The organism is Paenibacillus sp. O199 (assembly GCF_001636635.1).
Taxonomy (GTDB): Bacteria; Bacillota; Bacilli; order Paenibacillales; family Paenibacillaceae; genus Paenibacillus; species Paenibacillus marchantiae.
The window spans coordinates 289,912-313,589 of the sequence record NZ_LGRP01000006.1; the positions used below are offsets into that span (position 1 = coordinate 289,912).

The 23,678-nt window shown below is 45.9% G+C and carries 25 protein-coding genes; 12 read left to right on the forward strand and 13 right to left on the reverse strand.

Going from position 1 to position 23,678, the window contains the following annotated elements:
* Positions 1-337: 337 nt before the first annotated feature.
* The 6 genes from A6049_RS12085 (at position 338) to A6049_RS12105 (ending at position 5,435) form a co-directional block, all read left to right on the forward strand.
* Complete coding sequence (locus A6049_RS12085) at positions 338-802, forward strand: hypothetical protein (protein WP_063564870.1); 465 nt, start codon at positions 338-340, stop codon at positions 800-802.
* Between the two features lie 100 nt (positions 803-902).
* Entirely contained in the window at positions 903-1,079 is a 177-nt protein-coding gene (locus tag A6049_RS33740; RefSeq protein ID WP_205412010.1) for a hypothetical protein, read from the forward strand.
* Between the two features lie 20 nt (positions 1,080-1,099).
* Positions 1,100-1,321 (forward strand): M78 family metallopeptidase domain-containing protein, encoded by a 222-nt coding sequence (locus tag A6049_RS34490; protein WP_063564871.1) that lies wholly within the window; start codon positions 1,100-1,102, stop codon positions 1,319-1,321.
* A gap of 208 nt (positions 1,322-1,529) precedes the next feature.
* Entirely contained in the window at positions 1,530-2,735 is a 1,206-nt protein-coding gene (locus A6049_RS12095) for a tyrosine-type recombinase/integrase (protein ID WP_063564872.1), read from the forward strand.
* Between the two features lie 153 nt (positions 2,736-2,888).
* The gene (locus tag A6049_RS12100; protein ID WP_063564873.1) at positions 2,889-4,229 is read left to right on the forward strand and encodes a hypothetical protein; all 1,341 of its coding nucleotides are present in this window, start codon (positions 2,889-2,891) and stop codon (positions 4,227-4,229) included.
* 36 nt (positions 4,230-4,265) lie between these two features.
* Positions 4,266-5,435 carry an MFS transporter gene (locus A6049_RS12105; RefSeq protein ID WP_063564874.1) on the forward strand — a complete coding sequence of 390 codons (1,170 nt, stop codon included), beginning with the start codon at positions 4,266-4,268 and terminating at the stop codon, positions 5,433-5,435.
* Between the two features lie 148 nt (positions 5,436-5,583).
* On the opposite strand, the gene A6049_RS12110 is transcribed toward A6049_RS12105, so the two are convergent.
* Positions 5,584-5,781: a cold shock domain-containing protein gene (locus tag A6049_RS12110; protein WP_017689394.1), complete on the reverse strand. Its 198-nt coding sequence runs from the start codon at positions 5,779-5,781 to the stop codon at positions 5,584-5,586.
* A gap of 163 nt (positions 5,782-5,944) precedes the next feature.
* Between A6049_RS12110 and A6049_RS12115 the strand changes: the two genes are divergently transcribed.
* From A6049_RS12115 to A6049_RS12135, 5 genes are all read left to right on the forward strand, one after another.
* Complete coding sequence (locus A6049_RS12115; protein WP_024629225.1) at positions 5,945-6,178, forward strand: hypothetical protein; 234 nt, start codon at positions 5,945-5,947, stop codon at positions 6,176-6,178.
* Positions 6,179-6,181: 3 nt separating this feature from the next.
* Entirely contained in the window at positions 6,182-6,367 is a 186-nt protein-coding gene (locus tag A6049_RS12120; RefSeq protein WP_024629224.1) for a hypothetical protein, read from the forward strand.
* Between the two features lie 200 nt (positions 6,368-6,567).
* A complete protein-coding gene (gene pepF, locus A6049_RS12125; protein WP_063564875.1) occupies positions 6,568-8,358 on the forward strand; it encodes an oligoendopeptidase F in 1,791 nt (596 codons plus the stop codon).
* Between the two features lie 135 nt (positions 8,359-8,493).
* The gene (locus A6049_RS12130) at positions 8,494-8,883 is read left to right on the forward strand and encodes a LapA family protein (protein ID WP_063564876.1); all 390 of its coding nucleotides are present in this window, start codon (positions 8,494-8,496) and stop codon (positions 8,881-8,883) included.
* A gap of 117 nt (positions 8,884-9,000) precedes the next feature.
* Complete coding sequence (locus tag A6049_RS12135) at positions 9,001-10,041, forward strand: M42 family metallopeptidase (protein ID WP_063564877.1); 1,041 nt, start codon at positions 9,001-9,003, stop codon at positions 10,039-10,041.
* Positions 10,042-10,230: 189 nt separating this feature from the next.
* On the opposite strand, the gene A6049_RS12140 is transcribed toward A6049_RS12135, so the two are convergent.
* From A6049_RS12140 to A6049_RS12180, 9 genes are all read right to left on the reverse strand, one after another.
* Positions 10,231-11,169 carry a hypothetical protein gene (locus A6049_RS12140; protein WP_063564878.1) on the reverse strand — a complete coding sequence of 313 codons (939 nt, stop codon included), beginning with the start codon at positions 11,167-11,169 and terminating at the stop codon, positions 10,231-10,233.
* Positions 11,170-11,335: 166 nt separating this feature from the next.
* Positions 11,336-13,270, reverse strand: a complete 1,935-nt coding sequence (locus A6049_RS12145) for an ABC-F family ATP-binding cassette domain-containing protein (RefSeq protein ID WP_063564879.1) — start codon at positions 13,268-13,270, stop codon at positions 11,336-11,338.
* A gap of 79 nt (positions 13,271-13,349) precedes the next feature.
* Positions 13,350-13,928 (reverse strand): TetR/AcrR family transcriptional regulator, encoded by a 579-nt coding sequence (locus tag A6049_RS12150; RefSeq protein WP_063564880.1) that lies wholly within the window; start codon positions 13,926-13,928, stop codon positions 13,350-13,352.
* A gap of 13 nt (positions 13,929-13,941) precedes the next feature.
* Positions 13,942-14,751 carry a DUF92 domain-containing protein gene (locus A6049_RS12155; RefSeq protein ID WP_063564953.1) on the reverse strand — a complete coding sequence of 270 codons (810 nt, stop codon included), beginning with the start codon at positions 14,749-14,751 and terminating at the stop codon, positions 13,942-13,944.
* A 237-nt stretch (positions 14,752-14,988) separates the two neighbouring features.
* Complete coding sequence (locus tag A6049_RS12160; RefSeq protein ID WP_063564881.1) at positions 14,989-15,762, reverse strand: ABC transporter permease; 774 nt, start codon at positions 15,760-15,762, stop codon at positions 14,989-14,991.
* A gap of 16 nt (positions 15,763-15,778) precedes the next feature.
* Positions 15,779-16,555, reverse strand: coding sequence for an ABC transporter ATP-binding protein (locus A6049_RS12165; protein ID WP_063564882.1), 777 nt, complete (start codon positions 16,553-16,555; stop codon positions 15,779-15,781).
* Between the two features lie 27 nt (positions 16,556-16,582).
* Positions 16,583-17,638, reverse strand: coding sequence for an ABC transporter substrate-binding protein (locus A6049_RS12170; RefSeq protein WP_095206065.1), 1,056 nt, complete (start codon positions 17,636-17,638; stop codon positions 16,583-16,585).
* A gap of 21 nt (positions 17,639-17,659) precedes the next feature.
* Entirely contained in the window at positions 17,660-19,099 is a 1,440-nt protein-coding gene (locus A6049_RS12175; RefSeq protein WP_063564883.1) for an aryl-sulfate sulfotransferase, read from the reverse strand.
* 46 nt (positions 19,100-19,145) lie between these two features.
* Positions 19,146-19,703 carry a MarR family winged helix-turn-helix transcriptional regulator gene (locus tag A6049_RS12180; RefSeq protein WP_063564884.1) on the reverse strand — a complete coding sequence of 186 codons (558 nt, stop codon included), beginning with the start codon at positions 19,701-19,703 and terminating at the stop codon, positions 19,146-19,148.
* A gap of 359 nt (positions 19,704-20,062) precedes the next feature.
* Between A6049_RS12180 and A6049_RS12185 the strand changes: the two genes are divergently transcribed.
* Positions 20,063-20,470: a hypothetical protein gene (locus A6049_RS12185; protein ID WP_063564885.1), complete on the forward strand. Its 408-nt coding sequence runs from the start codon at positions 20,063-20,065 to the stop codon at positions 20,468-20,470.
* A 119-nt stretch (positions 20,471-20,589) separates the two neighbouring features.
* On the opposite strand, the gene A6049_RS12190 is transcribed toward A6049_RS12185, so the two are convergent.
* The 3 genes from A6049_RS12190 to A6049_RS12200 all read right to left on the reverse strand — a co-directional run bounded on the left by A6049_RS12190 (position 20,590) and on the right by A6049_RS12200 (position 23,519).
* Positions 20,590-21,225, reverse strand: coding sequence for a fumarylacetoacetate hydrolase family protein (locus A6049_RS12190; RefSeq protein ID WP_063564886.1), 636 nt, complete (start codon positions 21,223-21,225; stop codon positions 20,590-20,592).
* Between the two features lie 104 nt (positions 21,226-21,329).
* Positions 21,330-22,082: a glycerophosphodiester phosphodiesterase gene (locus A6049_RS12195; RefSeq protein WP_063564887.1), complete on the reverse strand. Its 753-nt coding sequence runs from the start codon at positions 22,080-22,082 to the stop codon at positions 21,330-21,332.
* A 27-nt stretch (positions 22,083-22,109) separates the two neighbouring features.
* The gene (locus A6049_RS12200; RefSeq protein ID WP_063564888.1) at positions 22,110-23,519 is read right to left on the reverse strand and encodes a CapA family protein; all 1,410 of its coding nucleotides are present in this window, start codon (positions 23,517-23,519) and stop codon (positions 22,110-22,112) included.
* Between the last annotated feature and the right edge of the window lie 159 nt (positions 23,520-23,678).

Below are 23,678 nucleotides of genomic sequence, written 5' to 3' on the forward strand. Positions count from 1 at the left end.
CTTTAGTAGATACTAAAGTTTATGTCGCACTTTTCTGCTACCTTTGATATATACCACTCCTAACATTTAACAACTTATGTATTAATTTTACCGCCCTGATTTCACCATAATTATAATACGAATGCTATCAAATAAAAATGACCGTTTACCCCTTTTGAGTAGTCAAAAGCCTTTAAATTTATAGACATTTCTGCTTGTCTCGTCCAAATCTACAACTATCATACTGCCAATTGGGCTGACTAATAGTAGCAGTCTCATCACCTCGTGTAGCTACGATTATCGGAGTGATGTTCATATATACATATACTACTAAAACATACGAGAGGAGATAACAAGCATGAGAAAGGGGTTGCCAATCCTCATTTTTTTAGGAGCATTACTTCTTATTGCAGGGTGTAGTAGTGGGGGTTCAGTAACTGCTGACGACGTTATTTCAAAATTGAAGACTTCAAGTGTGGAAGCGGAAAACCCAGAGAAGATCCTTCAAGAAGATAGCATTAAGTTAAATCCTGAGGACGGTGAAGTAGTTAGATTTAAATTACCTTCGATGAACGGTTCTTCCGTACAAGAAGGTAGCGGAGAGAATGGCTTAGTCTATAAGGACGCACCTTCAGGGCATATCTTTATTTTCAATAACAACGCTGATCTTGTTGAATTACAGAAATTTTACGAAGAAATGGGACAAACCTCTGAATTATTTCGTTCATGGACGTATGCAAAAGATAACATACTTCTACAAATCCCTGGTGCATTGCCTGAAGATCAGTTCAATAAATATAAGGAAGTTATAGATTCATTGTAAGATTCGTTTTACATATTTTCAGTGTTGTATAGCCCTTCGGGGCTTTTCTTTCACACATTCAACCGAACATATGTGCTGTTACATAAGGAGAGATAGGATAATGTTGCCATATTATGATCCAACAAATACAGAACTGTTGATCTGCGATTTATATCAGCTCCTTGAAATTAACCATCAGCATGAACTGGATATTGATCAAATCGCTGCTCTTTGGGGGCAGATATCATTTACTACAATAGCAAACCAAAATCTCATTGGGAGGATTGGGGAGGCGTAATATTTCTGAAAAAAAATTCAGTGGCACAACAGAGAGCAGACTTCTTTCACGAGCTTGCTCACATCGTTCGTCACGAGGGCCATCAGGATGAGCTACCTGGGCTTTTTGTTGATCTTCAGGAGTACACAGTGAACCTTAGATTGATCGCCTCTATGCCCTTTTACCTTCTCCCTACGACCTTAGAAATGACCGAGAGTGAATATATCGGACTTCTGGCGAAAGAGTTTAGAGTGCCGATTTAGTTGGCTGCAGATCGCGCTGAACAAATCGCATCTAGGTTGCACAAAGAATATCACACCTACCGGGAAGATATCGATTTTATGAAGCTTAAAATTCAAAGTGCTGTTGCCTTATTTCGTTCATCAAGACCAAATCAACCATCAACCGAGTCATTACGACTTCTCCTACAATTAAAAAATCAGACTAGTGCACTCTAAGGAGCTGACCAACATGGCATCGTACACAAAAATCAAAGCAAACAATAAACAAGGATATAAGTGGATTTGTACATTGGAGGGCCCTCCTGATCCATTAACAGGTAAACGAAAGCAAATACCTCGAAGGGCAGATACACAAAAAGAAGCATTAGCTCGTGCTCAAGAATCTCTTAAAGAATATATTAAGTCTCAACACGATCCAACTGTTAAAAATAATAAGATTTATTTTAAAGATGCATCTAGGGACTGGTTAAGAGCATACTCCAAAACTAAGGTTAAAAAGAAAACCATAGAGACAAGGCAAAATTCGGTTAACATTTTACTCCGTTACTATGATAAAAAATTGATTAACAAATTGACTTATAAAATCCATGAAGACCTCGTAAATGATATGCATGATAATGGTTACTCAATAAGTACGATTAAAGGAGCTCATTCAGTTGCAAACATGGTAATGAAATATGCAATAAAAAATAAGTGGATAACAGAGAATCCCTTTTCAGAAGTTAAACTCCCTGCCAAATTGTTGACTGTTGAGGAAATTGAAAATGACCCCATAGAAGAGAATTTTTTTGAAAACGAGGAATTGGCAGAGTTTCTGTTGACAGCAAAAGAGCATGGTTTATACTTGGACAATGAAATCTTCCATTTGTTAGCCTTTTCTGGACTTAGACCTGGGGAATTATGCGCCCTCAAAGATAGCGACTTTTTTTTTGAGACAAATGAAATTAGAGTGACAAAAACTCTCTATTACCCTAAGAATAATATGCGTTTGGCGTCTTTAACTCCTCCTAAAACAACAGGGTCTGTTCGCAGATTCGATGTTATTGATACTATTATGGCTGCATTAGAGAAACACATTAGTTCTTTGGAGAAGTTCAGAGATTTAAATAAAAAAAGCATTCCAGATTATCATGACAACACTTTTGTTTTCGCTCGTCCAAATGGATATCCAGTTTTACCAGCCAATATTATGACCCGCATGCAAAGATTATTAAAAAAGACTTCAATCAAGAAAAAGGCAACCCCTCATATTTTTCGCCATACGCATGTATCCATGCTTGCGGAAGCGGAGGTCGATCTGAAAACAATCATGGATAGAGTTGGACATGAAGATGCTAAAACAACTTTAAAGATATACACGCACGTCACTAAGAAAATGAAGAAGAACGCTACTGAAAAAATCAAAATTCACTATGCTGGAATTATTCAGATTTAGTTATATTGCAGGAAATGTGATTTTTTTTGTGATTTTCCCGCATAGGAATGATCATTAAAAGTAAAAAAGCCTATTCCATAAGGTATTTCATAGAGTGCAATCAAGTTTATGAAATATACTAGGCATATTTCATCCATCAAAGGAGTCGTTGACATGACGTCAAGTGAACCACTTTCGTGGAGACGGTTATTTGCATTTTTTGTGCCGCTTGGCATATCCGCCTCTCTCGTTACCATCTCGCACGTGATCATTAACAGCACACTCGCACGTTCCGCTCATCCCGAGACGGTCATTGCCAGCTACGCTATCGCCGGTAGCCTGCTAACTCTCACCGAGCGCCCTTCAACCCTGCTGCGTCAAACCTGTTCAGCGCTGGTTCGGGACCGCCTTTCCTTTCAGGCCCTCACGTTTGTGACCAAAATATTTCTCGCTTGTGTACTTCTGATCGGATTTCTCATCGTATATTCTCCCATTGGTACAGGTGTATTCAAATATCTGTTCGGCGTAAGCCCGGATCTGTTATCCAAAGTGATCGACGTCTACGAGATTCTCATGTATGTCAGCATCTTTTCGGTCATCCGCAATATCTATCAGGGCATCATTATTACGAATAACCGTACAAAATGGCTGACGATCGGCATGTTATTCCGTCTTGCCGGCATGTATGGCCTGTCCTTGTATTTCATATATACAGACAGCATTGACAGTGGACGTGTAGGCGCTATCATTTTCGCCGCGGGTATGATGATTGAGGCTTTGGTCAGTTTTCTTGAAGGTAACAGCATCAAACGCAAGATGCCAGCCAAGTTGGAGGATCATCCTGTTGAAAACAAGGCAGACGTCTTTCGCTTTTACAAGCCGCTGTTATTATCCAGTTTCGTGGCCCTGTTTATCGGACCCGTTATTAATATCGTACTTGGCAAAACGACCGGGATTGCCCTGGCCATCTCTTCCTTTGCCGTTGCGAGTAGCCTAATGCAGCTGATGCTAAGCTTTTTTACATACATCCACCAAATCGTGCTGAATTTCTATCTTGTTGATGCAAAATTGGTGAAGAAGTTCGCACTGGTCACCGGATTTGTTCCTTTTGCCATGACCGTATCGATTGCTTACACCCCGATTGGACCGTGGGTATTGGAAAATGTAATGAGCGTTCAGGGCAATCTGCTACAGCAAAGTTTGTGGACGCTGCGTGCGTTTGTACTGTTTCCGCTGATTTCACCTTTTCTCGACTTCAGCAATGGTTTGATTCTGCTGCGCGGACAGACCAAAACGATGTTCCGCTCCCAGACGGCCAATGCCATATGTACGGTGATCGTCCTGCTCATTCTGGTCAGCATATTCCCTGCGTGGAACGGCATGATCGGTGCAGTGGCTCAATCCCTCGGACTGCTTGCCGAGCTTGTCATTGTCTGGCTTGTCATCCGGCGTACACAGAAGGAACCTACCATGTCTGTACCCTCATCCGGAAAATCATCTTCCCTCAAGGGATAATAAATTTGAACTGTAATCAAGAATGGAGCTTTCATCATGAAATCAAGTCATACCGCCCGGCCAGATCAAAACTGGCTGCGGGCACTTATGTTCACCATCTTCGGTTCCACTGTACTGGTGGTATCGTATTTCCAGCTTTACTTCAGTCATCTGGGATTCAGTCGGGCCGAAATCGGTTACCTCTACGGAATCGGTCCTCTCGTCTCCGTATTCTCCAACATGTTCTGGAGTATGGCCAGTGACCGCTACAAAACTGTACGCAAAGTGATGATCATCTTGCTTGCCGGGCAACTGATCACAGGTGTCATGCTTGCCAATGCCACAACCTTTGGTCAGGTGTTTGTACTGGTGGCCCTGTTTTACTTTTTCTACTACCCGGTTTATCCACTTTCCGATACGATGGCGATTACAACCGCGAGCAAGTATGGACGTAATTTCACTTCCATTCGTGTATTTGGCTCGATCGGATATGCGTTCTTTGCGTTAAGCATTGGATATTTTCTCGGATCTTTCGGACCGGGATGGACGATGTGGGTATGTATCGCCCTGGCCGCGACTACTCTTCTGATCGGTTTTCGATTAAAAGAGCAGCCTTCGGGCAGCAGCACTAAAATGGATCTTTCGGGTCTGTGGTCCATCTTGAAACGAAGGGATGTCCTCACCTTTTTCGGTTGCGTTTTCCTGCTCGCTCTGGGTCACCGGATGAATGAAGCCTTTCTTACCATTACGCTGAAAGATCTAGGTGCCAGTGAAGGGCTGATCGGCTGGTCCCTGTTGATCTCTTCGGTCAGTGAGATTCCAGTGTTTTTGCTGCTAAGCAGATACGGCAATCGCTACAAAGAACTTCCTTTGCTCACGATCGCTGCACTGATGTATACGATTCGCTTATTTCTGATGTCCATCTCAGATACACCCGCGGCAGTCGTTGCTATTCAGACGATGCATAGCGTGACCTTTGGCATCTTCTACGTGACTGCAGTCCGTTATATTACCCGCCTTGTTCCGGATGGCTATCGCGCCACTGGTATGGCCCTGTTCACCATTGTGTGGTCCAGCGCTTCCGGTCTGCTCAGCGGAACACTGGGAGGATTGCTGCTGGAGCATACCAACAGAAACACCTTCTATCTCACTGCGATGGCGTTTTCCCTGGCCGCACTTGTTGGATTTTCCATGAAGCTTTGGTCAAGCATGACTAGCCGCACATAAGCATCCAACAAGGATTTCCCTTATGGATCTCAACATATCAAAACATATCAAAAAAAGCACAGCCTCCCATGGGGGGGACTGCGCTTGGGTTCATATATTCAGCTAGAAGCCAATCATTTATAAGAAATCCGTTTAACCGGAAATATTCTTACAATTTGTTTACGTTAGCTGCTTGAGGACCACGGTTTCCATCAGTAATTTCGAATTCTACCGCTTGACCTTCTTCCAATGTTTTAAAGCCGTCGCCTTGGATTGCGGAGAAATGTACGAATACGTCCTCGCCGCCTTCAACTGAAATAAAGCCATAGCCTTTTTCTGCGTTAAACCATTTAACTGTACCTTTCAAATGAACAACCTCCTAAAAATATCGCCATCTATGGCGAATACCCTTATTATACTGTATGACCTTCTACATTGCAATTTATCTTTTCCATAAAAGTCGAAAAAATTTGCTTTGAATCCAAGGGTACGGTATCATTTTACCAAAACCGTTAGTTTGGAGACTACCTATGATAAAAAAACATGAAATATACAAAACAGACAAGTGGAATATGATGACCGTAGAAGTTCAAGGCAAATATCTGGTGCTTCGTGAAATCTCGGAAGAATGGGGAGAAGAATGCCATACATTCCTCAGCCGTCCTGCGTTGATGCACTGGGCTGAACGTCGCTTCCCAAAAGAAGATTTTGAGAACCGCGAGGACGAATGGCGTCAACTGATGGCTGCCTTCAAAGGGGTCTAGCCCATGCAGCTTGACTCAAGCAATGTTGTCATCTTTATTATTCTTGCTTTTTCCCTAGGAATCGTGCTGATTCTGGGACGCAACTCCATCCCGGATCGTTTAAGACGGGGCATGGCTCTGATTGCCACCCTGCTGATTTGTTTCGCATTTTTCCTGATCGTTTACTTTTTGGTCAATATGGGAGCCTAGCTTCTTCAAATATTTCAATGCCCCTCAGGTCATACTATACGGGATTATTCGTATAGTGAGGAGGAAGGCCGTTGAAATACCGCAAATCGCTGTTCATTCTGCTGGTACTTAGTCTGATTCCTTCGTCTCTCTCCGCACAAGCGAGTGGGACGAAGGCAGCTTCGTCTATATATTCTTCACTTCATCAAAGGAGGATTCCCATGAGTCAACTATTGAAACGTTCCGAGGTACCTACTGAACAAACATGGAAACTGGAAGATCTATTTGCCGATCAGAAAGCTTGGGATCAGGAATATGAAGAAGTATCGTCTTTGACCAAGAAAGCCTCCGAATTCAAGGGCAAACTGAACAAACCTGAGACACTCAAAAGCTGTTTTGAACTCGAAGATGAGATCAGTCTCAAAACCGAACGCCTCTTTGTGTATGCACGGATGCATCAAGATGAAGACACAGCTAACCCTACATATCAAAACCTGTCCCAAAAAGCACAAAAGTTAAGCGTGCAGGTTGGTGAAGCACTATCTTATGTTACACCCGAAATCTTGTCCCTTCCGGATGATCAGTTGGATGCCCTCATCTCCAACGAGAAACTCTCTGCCTATAAGTTCACATTGGAAGAGATGAAACGTGAAAAGGCTCATGTACTGAGCCAAGCCGAGGAAGCATTGCTCGCACAGGTGGGTAACCTGTCCCAGGCACCACAGACCATCTTTAGCATGTTGAACAACGCAGATCTCAAGTTCCCGAAAATCAAGGATGAGCATGGAAACGAAGTGGAACTGACTCATGGCAGCTATATTCAGTTCTTGGAAAATCCGAATCGGGAAGTTCGCGAACGTGCCTTCAAAGCGGTGTATGAAACCTATGCTAAGCAAAAGAACACCATTGCTGCAGCTCTGAACGCTAACGTAACTAAAAACATGTTTTATGCCGATGTTCGGAAATACCCTTCCGTCATGGAAATGTCCCTTTACGGCGACAACATTCCGAAGGATGTCTATACCAATCTTGTGGATACGATTCATGAGAGCCTTCCGCTGTTACACCGTTATATGGACCTTCGCAAAAAATTGCTCGGCGTAGATAAGTTGCATATGTATGACCTTTTCGCCCCATTGGTGGATGAATACAAAATGGACATTACCTACGAGGAAGCAAAACAAACGGTTAAAGATGGCTTGAAGCCGCTTGGCAAGGATTATGCAGACGCATTACAGGCCGGCTATGATGATCGCTGGATTGATGTATACGAAAATGAGAATAAACGTTCAGGCGCATACAGTTGGGGAGCCTACGGCACCCACCCTTACGTCTTGTTGAATCACAAAGATAACCTGAATAGCATGTTTACATTGGCACATGAAATGGGCCACGCACTACATTCCCACTATTCAGACACTACACTTCCGTATCGTGATGCACAGTACACCATTTTCCTGGCTGAGGTTGCATCAACAACGAATGAAGCCTTGTTGATGGATTATCTGCTCAATAAATCGACGGATCCGAAGGAAAAGCTGTACTTGCTGACGTATTATGCAGATCAGTTCCGTACCACCGTATTCCGTCAAACCATGTTTGCAGAATTCGAAAAAATTATTCACGAGCGTGCTGAACAGGGTGAAGCTCTTACACCTCAGTTGCTTTCGGAAATTTATTATGACCTTAACGTCAAATACCATGGAAACAGCATGGTTGTGGACAAAGATATTGAGATGGAATGGGCTCGAATTCCCCACTTCTATAACAGCTTCTACGTGTACAAATATGCGACCGGCTTCTCAGCAGCGACCAGTTTCTCCAAGCAAATTCTGGAAGAAGGCCAACCTGCCGTGGACCGTTATCTTGGATTCCTCAAGAGCGGTGGCAGTGACTATTCCATCAACATCCTGAAAAAAGCAGGAGTGGATATGTCTACGCCAGAGCCGATTCGCGAAGCTATGAGTGTGTTCAAGGAACTGATTGAGCAAATGGAACAACTAACGAAATAAGGTTGCTTTCTCGTCCATGTGACCTGATCCCTTGCCCAAATGGGCAAGGGATTTTATAATCAAGCAAGATGCAAGCTCCATGAATTAGGGTAATTGCTTACATAGTTCTGAATTGTTCAACAAGGAGGCACCACCATGAAAATGCAATGGGCACTCATCGCAGGTCTCGTTTTTGCATTACTTACCGGAATTTTTGCGGTCATTAATGTGGATTCCGTTCAAGTCAACCTGCTATTTAACACGGTTCAAATCCCGCTGATTCTGCTCATTCTTGGCTGCACCCTAATCGGTGGAATCATTGTAGGGTCTTATGGCATCTTCCGCCAATATCGACTGCAACGCGAGAACAAGCAATTGAAGCTGCGTGTATCCGAATTGGAAAGCTCCGCAGCAAGCAGCTCTTCCTCCTCTCTGGATTCGTTTAAATCGATGGATACATTCGGAACGACCGATTCGGACAACGCTTCTGTGGAGTCCGATTCCATTCAGAGTCAACGAAAAGGAAATCCTTCGGGTACGCTGTAACACATCAGAGGCAGCCTGCTGGCTATCGAGAATGGAATTGTACATTCTGCCAGACAGGCTGTATTCTCTTTTTAGAACAACTTTCTGCATATTTATTAACGAGGAGGAAATTTCTATATGAGTTTTACCATTGACGAATCCTATGTCCTATCTTTTCTGAAAAAGTTACTCGATACTCCCAGCCCTAGTGGCTATACCCACGATATTATTGAGATGATCCGCAAGGAAGCTGAATCACTTAATATCGCTTTTGAATTGAACAACAAAGGCGGAGCTGTGCTCACATTGCCTGGGCAGGATTCTTCCAGAACGATCGGACTGAGCGCACATGTGGATACATTGGGAGCCATGGTGCGTTCCATCACTTCCTACGGCACACTGAAGCTCACTTCTGTCGGTGGGTTTACCATGAACAGTATCGAGAATGAGTATTGCAACATCCACACACGTGATGGAAAGACCTATACAGGCACCATCCTCTCCCTGCACCCATCTGTACACGTCTATCCAGATGCACGCACGTTTGAGAGAAGCGAGAGCCATATGGAAGTGCGTATTGATGAAGTGGTCTCTTCCAAGGAAGATGTTCTAGCATTGGGTATCTCTGTAGGGGACTTTATTTCCTTCGATGCCCGTGCGGTCATTACCCCCAGCGGATATATCAAATCGCGTCACCTTGATGATAAAGCCAGCGTAGCTGCCTTGTTCGGTATACTGGAATCTGCACATCGAGAAAACTGGAAACCAATACATAACGTTTCGCTACTTATCTCGAACTACGAAGAAGTTGGACACGGAGCTTCTTATATTCCTGCCGAAATCAGCGAATTGATTGCTGTAGACATGGGCGCAATGGGTGACGACCTTAGCTGCAAAGAGACGGATGTATCCATCTGTGCCAAGGATTCGTCCGGACCATATGACTACGATATGACCACTCGGCTGATTGAACTGGCCAAACAAGCAAGTCTTGATTATGTCGTTGATATTTATCCACAATACGGCTCCGATGGCAGTGCAGCATTACGTGGAGGAAATAACATTCGCGCTGCATTGATTGGGCCGGGCGTTCACGCTTCTCACTCCATGGAACGCACGCATAAAGACGCTGTCCTGAATACAGCGAGACTGCTCGCTGCATATATTACAACCAAGTAAATTGTGAACACACACATGGACAAGTAGAATGGCAATACAGCATTTGAATAAATGATCAGAGTTGTGATCTCGATCTTGTTGAGCATGCCGACATGGATCATCTATAATTCACCTATATCATATAAAAAAGGACACTTCAGCTTCTCCGTTTAGAGGCAAGCTGGAAGTGTCCTTCTTCTTTGAGATGGCTTAATTCGCTCGTTCAATATGTTCGCAATACCTACGTTCCAGAAGTTCCAACATCACCTTGTGCTCCCGAATCTGATTCTTCAGTACACGCATCGTGCTTCGCACTGCACTCAGTCCATCCTTCACCTGTGTTTCTGCTTTGCGAATTTTGTCTTGAACCATCCAGTCTACAAAGAGATTATCGAAGAAATAGTCTGCGAATGAAAGCAGGCCTCCAAGGTGTAATTCCGTGTTTACAGCCATCTTCACATCCTCTAGCTCCTTCTGAAATCGGCGAAGACGTCTTCCGGCATCCATAATGGCAACCTGAGCATCATCCATTCTGCTGCGCTTAATATGAGTCGAGATCATACCCCCACCCATCATGTCGTATACTCCCCAATTTCCCGCAGAGGACAAAGCCTTTTCAGCGCGTTCAAGTGCATCGAGCAGATACTGCCCCTCTCGATCCGCCTCATTCAGCTCCTGAAGCTCTCCTGAGAGATGTTCCCGATCCTCAGCCATTTGCTGCAATTCTGCATCTTTCTCCAGCAGATCGTTTTCCTTTTTGCCCCATAACACCTTGTAATCACTTTGCCAGAATTGATATTGCCGCTGTCCGTCCAGCTCCTGTTGCACACGCGAACGCTGCTCCTGGATATCCGTTAACATCTGGCTTGCTGTATCGTACTCTGCCTTACTTTCCATCAACTCCAGTTCTTCTTTCTCCAGTCGATCCTCTTTTTTGCCGATTAAATGATAAAAGAATGCTGATAAAGTCATGCTGTTGAGTCGATCAACATCGTTTTGTTCCTTCTGTAGGTGCTCCAGACGCTGCTGTACTTTCGTTTTCCATTCCGCTTCCTCCTGATTCAGCGTCTCCAGCCGATCATTCCATTTCTCGTACATTCTTCCCTTTTCCTTGATCACTGCCAATTGTTCATTCAGTTCTCTGTACATGGATGTGGAGTTCTCCCCCTTCTATGGAATTCTTTATTTAATAAACGGTTTGAATATGGTTAACGTTTCATATAAATTCATTTACATCAATTCAAAAAAAATCGCCCTCCCCCAAAAGACAACTGCAAGTCGCTTTTGAAGAGAGGACGATTCAATAAAATATACTTTAAGACTTGCTGTTTTCAATCTGTTCCGCAAGCTCATTCAGAACGGTCCAGCGTTCCATCAGTTCATCCAAATGACGCTCCGCCTCCGCCTGCTCTGCCATTAACTCCTGCAGACGAGCTGAATCGCTGAACGATTCTTCCATCTCTTTATTAATTCGGGCGAGATTGGCTTCAGCCTTCTCGATATTCTCATCAATCTGGTCATATTCACGCTGTTCCTTGAAGCTGAACTTCAGCTTAGGTTTCGCCGCCGAGGCAGCAGGTTTACTTTCCACCGTAGCCGGTTTCACTTTAGCTGCTGTTCCCGTCGCACTTTCCTGAGAAGATCCAGGGGCATTTTTCAGCATCCATTCTGCATATTCACTATAGTCCCCGACATGTACACGCACAGCACCGCCACCTTCAAAAGACAGTACTTTATCCACCGTCCGATCCAGGAAGTACCGGTCATGGGATACGACAAATACAACACCCGGGAAATCATCCAGGTAATCTTCGAGTACAGCGAGTGTCTGAATGTCCAGGTCGTTTGTCGGCTCATCCAGTAGCAGAACATTCGGTGCAGCCATCAGTACACGCAGCAGGTATAGACGACGCTTTTCTCCGCCAGACAGACGGGAGATTGGTGTCCACTGTGACGCAGGGGTGAAGAGGAAACGTTCCAGCATCTGAGCTGCAGTAATGAGAGATCCATCGGCCGTTTTCACATTCTCAGCCACTTCCTTGATGTACTCAATAACCCGCAGAGATTCATTCATCTCCTGATGCTCCTGAGTGAAGTAGCCCAGATTAACCGTCGGGCCCACAACAACCTCCCCGGCATCAGGTTCAAGCTTGCCGGAGATCATTTGCAGTAAGGTTGATTTACCACTGCCATTCGGACCGACAATACCTACCCGGTCACCAGGTACCGCAATGTAACTGAGATCTTCAATCAATTTGCGGCCATCTGCCGATTTGCACAGATGCTCGATCTCCAGTATTTTTTTACCCAAACGAGTGGAACCTACCGATACCTCCAAAGAGCCTGACCGATTTGGTCCTTGTTGATCCTTTAACTCTTCGAAACGATCAATTCTCGCTTTTTGTTTCGTGGTCCGTGCTTTTGCACCGCGACGAATCCAGGCGAGCTCCGTACGCAGCAGATTTTGCCGCTTTTGTTCAGATGCGGATTCACGCTCTTCACGCTCAGCCTTCAGTTCCAGGAAGCGAGTATAGTTGGCCTCATATCGGAATAAACGTCCATGATCCAGCTCCAGCATCACATTTGCTACACGATCCAGGAAATACCGATCATGCGTGATCATGAGCAGGGCGCCGCGTCGTTTTTGCAAATACTGTTCCAGCCAAACTACGGAATCATTATCAATATGGTTCGTAGGCTCATCCAGAATGAGCAGTTCGCAGGGATGAATCAGTGCAGAGGCAAGCGCTACCCGTTTGCGCTGTCCACCAGACAACGTACCCATCAGCGCATCGAATTGACGAATGCCCAGTTTGGACAGAATGCTCTTCGCTTCACTTTCCATCTGCCAGACCTGAAGCTGCTCCATCTCCTGGTTCAAGCGCAGCAAACGCTCTTGCAGCGCCGGATCGGAAGGATTAAGTTCCAGTAGCTCCATTGTTTCTGTATACTCACGTACCGTTTTCATCTCCGGGCTGTCGCCCTCGAATACTTGTTGCAAGACCGTATTATCCGGGTTAAACTGCGGATTCTGTGCCAGGAACTGTATACGCACGTCATTACCAATCGAGATCTGTCCCTCATCCGCTGGCTCCATACCTGCAATGACACGCAAGAATGTGGACTTCCCGGTTCCATTGACACCAACGACACCAATCTTGTCCTGATCGCCCATACCGAATGAGGCGTCTTTAAACAATATTTTCTCGCCATAGCTTTTCGCAACTTGCTCTACCGTCATTATGTTCATTGGTCGTAACCTACTTCTCTGTAAAATAAATTCAATATGAAGCTGCACTTAAGATGCAATGCAACTACGCTCACTCACGCTATACTTGCAAAAAGGAACGACATCCGTCCAGAAACAGAGCTGCTGCAAAGGCAATTCGTTTGTTCAGATGTTCCTCGTTAAACTCTGGATTCAGCATAATATCCATCTTTAGCCGATCGAGAATCCCGATATAAGCTTCTGCAAGCAGCACAGGCTCAGGTACGCCAGCATTCTCTAACACCTCACGCACCATGCTCATATATTCATTCATAAATGCCTTCATGAATTTCATCAGATCCGGATCATTATTGGGTGCCATGAAAAACATCTTGGTATGATTGCGACGCTCATAATAATACGTCAGGTGAGTCTTGGCTATCGCACCGAGCTTATCCCCCGTACTCTGATGTGAGTTTAACGCATAAACCAGGCGACTGATAAAATTGTCGCAGTCACGCTTGGATACAGCAACAAATAATTGTTCCTTATTTTTAAAATATAAATAAATGGTGCCTTTCGCGATGCCCGCTTCGTCCGCAATATCGGACATTTTCGTCTCATAGAATCCTTTTGAACCGAAAATACCGTAAGCTGCATCCAGAATAGCCTCCGATTTGTCTCCTTGCACAGTGCTCAAACGCACTCCCTCCCTACGACGCCAAAATGATACCCAAACCGATCGCCAAACATCCGCCGATCAATGAACTGAGCACGTTTACCAGATCATTACTCATCCAAGACCAGCCACGCGATCGAACGGTTTTGTGTCCACAATGCTCACTTACCTCGACCTCACGGCCGCACACAGTACAACGATACATATACTGAACCGTTGCGCCCAGATAGGAATCGGCAAAAGCTCCAGCCAATCCGCCGATAAGGCCGACACACGTCCAGCTAAGCAGACTCAAGCCTTCGATCCCGGCAATCGAGGAAAAGAAGAACGCTCCTGCCCCAATTAGAGCTCCGCCTATGGCAGCAGCTAGTGTCCCAAGTAATGAAACACCTCCAGAGGTACCTGGAGTCAGCACCTTCCACGTCACGACAGAGCGTGGTGGCTTACGGCTGAGACTTCCCCACTCGGTTGCCCATGTATCTGAAGTAACTGTAGCCATGACACCGATAAAAGCATACATCCAGGCTGGGTGTGGGAGGACCCAGTTCCCCAGAACAAGAAACATGCCGATTCCACCGTTAGCCATAACCTGTCCAGCATCACGATTACCCGTCTTGGCATACGATTTCTCAAGCTCCTGCTTGCGATCCTTGCGAAATTTGGAGAACAGCGTTGAGGTAATAAAAAACAACAGCAGTGTTCCAAACCAGAACAGGTTGCCCGCTCCGTAATATATCGTACCCATGATCACAGCCGCGAGGCAGCCGGACAGGGTTAGCGACTTCTTCGCGTAGGCAGCACCCGCCACAATAAAAGCGCATACGGCGCCAATAATCCAGTCCATAAGTTCTCCTGCATGTGGCAGCATCCATGGCCCACATGACGTTTTATATTTTTGAAATTCAATTATACCACGGTTTGATCCCAATGCCGAAACTCCCTAGCCCCGCATACAAAAAACCTGATTCAGCAGCTTTGAAAGCTACCAAATCAGGTCTATGATATTGCGATAAAACTGAGATGAGTGATCCTTCTTCCGTTTGACCAAGAATTCGAGGATTACATCACCTCAAGTTCCAGTTCAGACCCGCTTCGTCCCACCAATTACACCATAACGGTAGAGCACGCTGCGACCAAACCAATTGAACAACCGATCGGTGAGGAAGCCCATAAAGCCCAGAGAAATCAGGCCGACAAAGATCCAATCTGTGCGAAAGAATAATCGGGAATTCCAGATCAGATAACCCACGCCTTCATTCGCAGCAATCATCTCTGCGCCGATAATAGCCATATAGGAAGTGCCCATTGCCAGTCGTACCCCCGTGAAGATATACGGAGTCGTCGCCGGAACAACGACATGCAGCAAAATCTGCCATTCGTTGGCTCCCATACTGCGGGCTGACCGGACCTTGTCTTCTTCAATGGAGAGTACACCTGTCAGCGTGTTTAACACAACGATGAAGAACGTTGCATACATGATGAGTGCAATCTTCGATTGCTCCCCGATTCCGAACCAGACCAGGAATAGAGTAATGAATGCAATCGGCGGAATAAAGCGGATAAAATTAAGGAAAGGTTCGGCAAACAGCCGGATCATATGAACCTTGCCGATAATCAGCCCTACCGGGATCGCTATCACACTGCCAAGTACCCAACCTGCAAGCACACGTGTAAAGCTAATTCCGATATACTGCATCAGTGTACCGTCAGCAATCAGTTCGCGAGCACCAAGAATCGTATCCCAAGGACCGGGAATCACGTCGGGTCCATAGAGCATGGCTCCAAGCTGCCAAATCAGAATAACCGTCACCCACAATAGAGGGATAGACACCCACTTCTTCTCCAACCATCTCATCTTGCTATCACCTCAATTATTCTTCAAAATGGCTTTGAATCTGATCATATAGCGTGTTGAACTCAGAGGAGGCAATGTTCCTTGGATAAGACAGAGTATTGTCGTAAATATCCGTTATCTTGGAAGAAGGCCCTACTGACATAATTCCTATCCGCTGACCCAGCAAGAGCGCCTCCTGAATATCATGAGTGACAAAAATAACGGTCTTGTGGGTTTCCTGCCAAATATTGACCAGCTCTTTCTGCATCGTACGCCGAGTCATTGCATCCAATGCTCCAAAGGGTTCATCCATCAACAGGATGGCCGAATCGTTGGCTAGCACCCGGGCCAATTGCACCCGCTGCTTCATGCCACCTGACAGCTCCTTCGGAAATTTGGCTTCATGACTACCCAGTCCAACAAGCTCGATGTATCGGTCTGATATCGTACGCCGCTGAGATTTTGGCACCTTGGACATCCGAAGTCCAAACTCCACATTCTCCCTTACGGTAAGCCACGGGAAAAGAGAAGAATCCGCCTGCTGGAATACCACGGCCCGATCCTTGCCTGGCCTATCAATCTCCTTATTATCCACCTTGAGCTGACCGCCCGACTTAGAGATAAAGCCTGCAATCATATTTAGAAGCGTGGACTTGCCACATCCGCTGGGACCAAGCAGGACAAAGAATTCCCCTCCCTTGATGACCAGATCGACATCCTTGATAATATAGTGTACATCCCCATGGGTGGGGGCATTGTATGTTTTACGAAGCTGCTCAATACGAATCGTATGCTGATCTGCAGGTAAGGACATGAGAACACCTCCAATGCAATTTGCGAGTTATTTGCTATAAGTCACTTTATCTGGCAGTGCCTGCTTCAGGAGCTCCAGGTTCAGTTTGTTATCGAGATCGAAATCGTGTTCGATGATCCCGTTATCCATCATATATTGCTTCTGCCCTGCCAGACTGTCATAAGCTGCCTGGGTAAATCCAACTTCCCATGGATTGATTGGCAGATCCTTCAATGTGGCCTCCTTAGGCTGCTTGGTTTCCTTATACATCAGGTCTGCAACCTCTTCAGGATGTGCCTGGGCATACACGGAGGCTTCATTCAGCGCCGCGAGAAAACCACTCACCGTCTCAGGGTTCCCCTGGATGAATTCATTGCTTGCTACGAGTCCCATTCCAAGACGTACAGGGGTTTGGGACATATCGGTGAGCTGATGCACGCCTTCAAGCGCATCGAATTTATCAGTCAAGGCGGAACCAATGACCCAGGTTGCATCTAGATCACCCTGCTTTAGTGCAATGTAGGCTTCGTCAAATGCTCCCTGACCCACCTGGGTTACATCAGTTAGTTCCAGTCCCTGGTCCTTCAAATATTCATACCACAGATAAGGAATAAACGTACCGCGGATGAAACTTACTTTTTTACCTTTCAGATCGGCTCCACTCTGTATATCATTCTTGGCATACAACTTCCACGCAGCTGCCGCTTCATTCGTAGCCTGACCTGCGGAAGCAATGACAGAGTAATCCCCTTTTGCCAAAGCATTCAATACAGGAAAGTCAGCTCCGTACGCAATATCCACCTGCTTGATAAACAGTGCATTTACACCTTCCGCTGGCGAACCAAACGTAATGCTCTCTGCATCAATGCCGTGGTTTGCAAAGAAACCTTTGGCAATGGCTACCCTGAATGTTGGGTTCGTACTTGTATCTGCGATCCGGACTTTCACTTTTTGGGCCTCTGTGCCGGAGGCACCCTTTGCTTCGGATACCGATTCGTTTGCAGAACATCCCGATAATATCAATAACATGGATAAGAGCATTAATAACGCACCAGTTAAGGTGGATGGTTTTCTCACAATATGCACCCCATTCGTTCTAATCATTGTTCATCGCTCTTCGCCACCTTACTTGCCTTCACCTGACGTTGCCACACAGGCTGCACCTTCAACAAACGGCAGTGTTACTTCAACACTTACAACGGATGAAGAACCTTTGGGCGCTGCTCCCGGCACTCTGTAGGCGGAAACATCAATGGCTTCAATAGCAACCTCTTGCGGCTTCTCCAGCTGTGGTACCCAGTGATAAGGCACGCGATACGAACGATAGACCATATTGGTGTTCCGTCCATCCTTATAAGGGGATACATATTCCCACACTAGCTCATACTCGGATGTAACCTCGAACAGTCTGCCATTGGAACCTTCCGTAATTAGCGTGTTTCCATTAGGCAAGCGCTGAGCGGAGCTGATATACGGACTATAAAATTTATAGGAATCTGTCGGAACGGAAAATCCGGCTTCTGCGGATGTATATTGCCAAACGATCTCCAGGGTCACCGGATTGATCTCCAGTACGCGTGAATGATCGCGAACGGCGTGTTTCAAGCCGTATGGAGAAGCCGGATTGGGCAGGCCATAACCGGCCCAGCCGCCATTGTCGAATACCAGCAGATTCCCCTCTCCAGGCAAACCTTTGGGAATGATATGTGCATGGTGCTGTCCAATAATGGTGCCAATATGCTTCACTTCAGGCAAAGAGTAATCCGGCCCTAGTCTCCATACGATCTTTCCACTCTGTCTGTCGGTTATTGCGATAATATTTGCTTCTCTGGCATCCCAGATAATATTGTCGGGATGGAACCGCTCGTCTCCATGTTCATAGAAATGGTTTGGACCAACATAAGAAGCTGAATTAATATGTAGCCAATCCCCCACCCCACCACCGAGATGTCCAAATGAGCGTGTGTTCGGGTCACGGAACAGAACATTACGGGCGGCCTCATCGAATCCAAGTTCCTCAAAGTGCTCGTTCGGCAGCCATTCCCATAATACATTGCCCTCCCAATCCACTTCTATAATCGCATCATCGAGCAAAGGCTTATCCGAAATGGACGGGTTGTTCACATTTTTATGAGCAAGAATCAAAGTCTTCCCGCTCTGTGTCTTTGGTGCAAGCCCGGGGGCGTAATATCCGACAGGATTGCCTTCACGTTGGAAATCATGGTGCTGACGTGCGTACCACAATGGTTCATATCCTGGATCTTCAATGTGTTCGTAGCTGTTGTATTTCCATACAATATTGCCTTCCCAATCCACCTGAACCAAATCGACGTTGTCCTGGATACCAAACTTCGGATCTCTTCGCCCCGTGCTTCCCAATACGAAGCCACCGGGGAAAACTTTGGCCGGAAAGCCCAGCAGCCCCTTCCACAGGTGAACCTCCTTACCATTCATATCAATCAGTACAACACCTTCCTCGCCTGCCTGATAGACGGTATAACCGCCCCAAGCCTTATCAGGGTTATATACGGTTGCCCCGGTTGGATAAATTGTTGAATGCCCCATTGATCATCTCTCCCTTGGTTTGTTTGTTTTCACATCGGATCAAACGTTAATAACTGAGATAATTGCTCTTTCCGGTATTCTCCCTCTGCTTCTGTTCAGGGTCACTTTTGATGGACGGATCGGGTCCCTGCTTCCCGTTGTTCTCTGCCAATTCCAGCAGCGTATCCGAGAACCCCTCCAGATTCGCTATCACTCGCTCATAAAATTGGCTTTGCTGCTCCAGTTCCTCCGTCGTAAAGCCCTCAAACAGAAGCGTGATACATCGGGCACCGATATTGCTGTTCCGCGCAAACATCTCCCGTCCACTTGCAGTAATGTCGAGCAAAACCGTCCGACGGTCATCTTCCTTGCGTCTGCGGATCGTAAGTCCCTTTTTCTCCAACTTGTCTGTTAAAGCTGTGATGGCACCTGAAGTGAAATCCAGTTGTTCGGCCAAATCCCCCAACCGCTGTTCCCCTTCACGAATGATTTTGTGCAGGATGAGCATACCCGGTAAACTGACCCCCTCTACCGATATGCGATCTCGTTCTTTCACGAATCGTCTGACCATTTTACGAAACAACCAATCTGTCTTCTCCAACGCTTCCCAGTCGTTATTGCTCATTTCATCCTCCCTGTCTAACTGAAACGACAGCAAATACGAAAAAAAGGCTCCCGTGGACATTCCATAGTGGAGTAGTCCCGGGAGCCTTTGGTGGTCCAATCAGCTCGCTTCAGTTCAAATTATTTCACTGTTCATTTAATTAGTGTTAAAATAATTGAGTTCATCATATAACCCACTAACCCAACCTGTCAAGTGTGAATTTAAATTTGTTTTTTCGTAGCCAGATGTCCCTCATATTTAGATAACTTATCCGGTTTTAAGTTTCACTTCAGCTTTCCCGGTTACACTATCCTCAGAGCGTTACATCAAACCAGCTACGATTCAGTTCGTACTTAACCATAGAAATGAGGATAACACATATGAATATGAAGCGCGTAATCATTGTCGGAACAATGATTGTTACCATGTCCTTCGCCGGAACAGCCTGGGGCAGATCAGCGATATCCCCTATACCTTTGACGAAATGGTCCATCGTTAACATCGATACCAAAGACGAGAGCGGAGATGAGTTGTTGAGTGCTCTGAATCAACAATCGGAAGATGACTTAGCTCAGGATCTCTACGCGGGTAAATCGCTGAGGATGATTGCAGATGAAAATGATGGTGATTTCAACGAGGTTGTCGCATTGCAAATAAGGCATCTCAAGGAGCAATTAGATCAACGACTTGCAAGTGGAAGTATTAGCGCGGAGCAACACGCAGTGCAAAGCAGTGAACTGGAGGAGTTGGTCACGGAGAGTGCCAATACAGCATACAACTTGGCGTAAATGAAAAGTCTCCCATGTGCTATGGCAGAGAATGAGGGCATGGCAAAAAGGAGCGTCGAAGCGCCCCTTTTATCTGTTTCATATTTACTCTAAGTAAGCAGATTGATGATGCATGATACTTACTGAACTGCTGCTGCAATCGTGCATTTACCCAAAGGTTCTCCGTCCCAGGCCAGTTCAAGCACATCTCCTGCTGCCGTTGGTCCAACCCCTTCTGGTGTACCTGTAAAGATGACATCTCCAGGTCCCAGGCCGTAATGATGACCTACATAATCCACAATGTCCTGTAGACTGAAGATCATGTTACGAATATTGCCACGTTGAACCTCGGCACCGTTCTTGGTGAGCGTAAAGTCTTTCTCAAGTAGAGCCTGGGCCCCCGGAAATGGCTGGAATGCAGTAACCGGAGCCGAGTTCTTGAACCCTTTGGCCGCTGTCCACGGATGGCCCTTTTTTTTAATAACCGTCTGTACGTCACGTAATGTAAAATCAATGCCAAACGCATACGAGTCAACCAATTCATCCACTGCCATACCCGGCTCATAACTGCGCCCGATTTGGATTACTAGTTCAGCCTCATAATGAACTTCGCCCTTTGTCGCAGGCAATTGCAGCGTTTCACTATTCAAGGCCACAACCGCATGGGTAGGCTTCATAAAGATCATCGGTTCATCCGGAACCGCGTTACCCAATTCTTCTGCATGAAGTTTATAATTTCGTCCTACACAGTATACATTTCGAATGTTTGTCAGCATGGGTTTACGACCACCTTTATCGGATTCATTAGCGTATATGGATCATGTTCATCTTTTTATTATATAAGTACATATCATATTTTCGCTATTCAAAAAATTGGAGTTTATGGTCTGAAAAATCGGCTGCTCGTTTCCTGAAAAGCCTGTTCCCACACATCAGGCCGGTTTGTACATAACATCAGCTCCGGATCAATCGCCGCAAGCCGCTTCATGATGATTTTGTCGTCCACTGTCCAAGCCATTACCTGAATGCCTTCCATACGCATCTCACGCATCAGCGATTTGTCCACATTGGTGTACCCGATGGAAAGAAAACTGCAATTCATCTGCCGCAGCACTGCTGCCAGATCCCCTGGCCGTGCATCAATAATCAAACCTGTTTTGAACTCAGGGGCCAGTTTCTTCACTTCAACCAGAGCCGCAGGTTCAAACGAAGTGATGACCACATCATGCTGCATATGTCTCTTCCTCACCTCATGAATAACCGCTGCCGGCAGACCGGGATACATATTACCTTGCGTTTTCAATTCGATATTCAATCTCACTTTGCCACAGGTGCGGTCCAGCACTTCACTAAGCGCAGGAACACGTTCCCCTTTATAGGCTTTTCCTTTCCATGATCCCGCATCAAGCTGCTGTATATCCGCCCAGTCCGTCTCTCGTACGAAGCCTTCACCGTTCGTGGTCCGATTTAACGTAAAATCATGAATAACAACCGGCACACCATCACGTGATAACTGTACATCCAGTTCCATCCACTGAACCTCTGGCTGTTCCATGGCAAGCAGAAATGCAGCCATCGTATTTTCTGGTGCAATGGACGAAAATCCACGGTGCGCTACACAAAGGTTGTTCATTCCATCCCCTCCTCAAAAAAATGCATCTTAATTTGGCGATGCGAATCCGTTCGCATCAAAACGAATACCTGGCGAGAGTTGGGCCATCTGCTCCAGTAACAATTTGTTGGCTTGATCCACCATCGGAATGGCCTGACCCAACCCCGCTTCATAAGGGATAACCTTCATGCTGCATTTGGCATCCTTACTACAGCTCGCCTGAAAAACCGCTGTTTTCCACGTTTCCTCTGTCGTTGATTTCGAGAAAATAAAGTTGCCTGTACTATATGCAATCCATTTGCCTTTGTAGTACTCTACCCCTTGCAAGACATGGGGATGCCCACCTATGACCAGATCCGCTCCGGCATCTACAAATTCATGAGACAGTCGAGTCTGATCATTATTTGGAGTGCTGACCCGTTCCTCTCCCCAATGTGCAACAACGATAACCAGATCAGCTTTTTCACGGGCTTCCTGAATCGCCTTTACTGCACCTGTAGAATCGTAAGCTTCGGCAACACCGGCCCGATTCCCTTCCGCTTTCCAGCTTGTTTCAGGTACAACCCGGCTGAATCCAAGCAGTGCAATCTTCATGCCTTTGCGTTCCAGATATGCAGGTGCATAAGCCTCATCCCTGTTCATACCGGCTCCTGTATGCGCTATACCATATTGCTCAAGGTAAGTTAACGTATCGACCAAACCTTCTACACCTTGATCCAAAATATGATTGTTGGCCAAATTCACAGCATCAAATCCTGCTGAAGCCATTGCTTCGAGCGCTTTTGGCGAAGACTTGTATACATAGGTTTTGTCTACAGCACCAGTTCCACCAAGGGTTACGGGAGTTTCAAGGTTTCCAATGGTCAAATCATCTTCCTTGAACAAGTTGCCAAGCTTTGCAAAGGGATAGTCATAACCGTTCTTCTCCAACAATTCAGCCACTTTGCCGGAAAACTGAATATCCCCAACAAAGTTAATGGTTACATCCTTCGCCGAATGAGATGGCTGTGTCGCCCCAGTTCCGGCACCTTCGCTTCCCTTTGAGCCGGAAGAAGCGGGAGTATCCGTCGGTTTTTTCGTTCCTGTATCCGTCTTTCCATTTGCCTCGGAGCCTGTAGCATCAGGCTTTTTCTCACCCGACGTAGCGCCGGAATTTTCAGTTACCTGTTTATCAGAATCCTCCGATTCTTCATCCGGGGTATTACTTGCCTCCGAATCCGTGTCAGGTGAATTCACCTGATCACCGCCCTGAGGGCTTTCTTCATTCACAGGTTCCTGATTCACAGCCGTTTCTGTCACCGCCGGGTCTATTTGCTGCTCCTGCATGCCTACTGCGTAATAGATGCCGACGAGTCCAATTGCAGCAATCAATACCAGATTAATGATCCAAATCCGGCGTTTTCGGGCACGTTTCACTTTTTTCTTTTGTACACTTCGTTTTGATCTTGGGGGATACATAGGCAGCTCCTCTTCTTCACAGCAATCCTTATCATATTATATCAGGCATATTCTGGATTTCCATCATTCCTTGGAACTGCAAATATTGAAAGAGTTCAGACCTCTCCCCTTTTCGCTTTATGGTGCAAAAAAGGCCGTCTCCCTGTAGAAAAAATCTAC